The sequence below is a fragment of the Facilibium subflavum genome (assembly GCF_003574485.1).
GTDB lineage: Bacteria > Pseudomonadota > Gammaproteobacteria > Francisellales > Francisellaceae > Facilibium > Facilibium subflavum.
The window spans coordinates 1-563 of record NZ_QLIT01000340.1 but is presented as its reverse complement, the minus strand read 5'-3'; the positions used below and the strand labels follow the sequence as shown (position 1 = coordinate 563).

2 protein-coding genes are annotated in these 563 nt (G+C 26.6%); both read left to right on the top strand.

Translation table 11 applies throughout. The annotated features are described in order from the left end of the window. A partial coding sequence (locus tag DNK84_RS15255; RefSeq protein WP_208123353.1) for a hypothetical protein occupies positions 1-315 on the top strand: 315 nt, incomplete at its 5' end. A gap of 67 nt (positions 316-382) precedes the next feature. After that, positions 383-563 (top strand): hypothetical protein (locus DNK84_RS15250; RefSeq protein WP_208123352.1); only part of this gene is annotated, 181 nt, incomplete at its 3' end.

The window sequence follows — 563 nt, the reverse complement described above, 5'->3', positions numbered from 1 at the left end:
GAAAAACAAAAAAAACAAAGGAAAAAGAAAAAGACAAAAGAGAAAAAAAAAAAAAAAAAGGAAAAAGGAAAAGTAAAAGAAAAAAAAAAAAAGAAAGAAAAGGAGAGAGGAGAAGAAAAAAGAAGAGAAAAAGAAAAAAAAAACGAAAAGAAAAAAACGAGAGAAGAAAAAAAGAAGAAAGAAGGAGAGAAAAAAAAAAAAAAAGGGAATAAGAAAGAGGAAAAAAAGAGAAAAAGGAAAAAAAGGAAGAAAAGAGAAAGAAAAGAAGAGAAAAAGAAAAAAGGAAGGGGAAGAGGAAGGAGGGAGAAAAAATAAAAAAAAAAAAGATAGAAGAAAAAGAAGAAAAGAACAGGAGAGAAAAAAAGAAAAATAAGAAAAAAAAGTGAAAGGAAGAAGGAAAGAAAAGAGAAGAAGAAAAAGAGGCAAGAAGAAGGAAAGAAAAAGAAAAGGAGAAAGAAGAGGAAAAGAAGGAAAAGAAAGAAAAAGAAAGAGGAAAAGAGAAGGGAAAGGCAGAAAAAGAAAGGAAAAAGAGAAAAAAAAAAAGAAAGAAAAGAAAAAAAAGA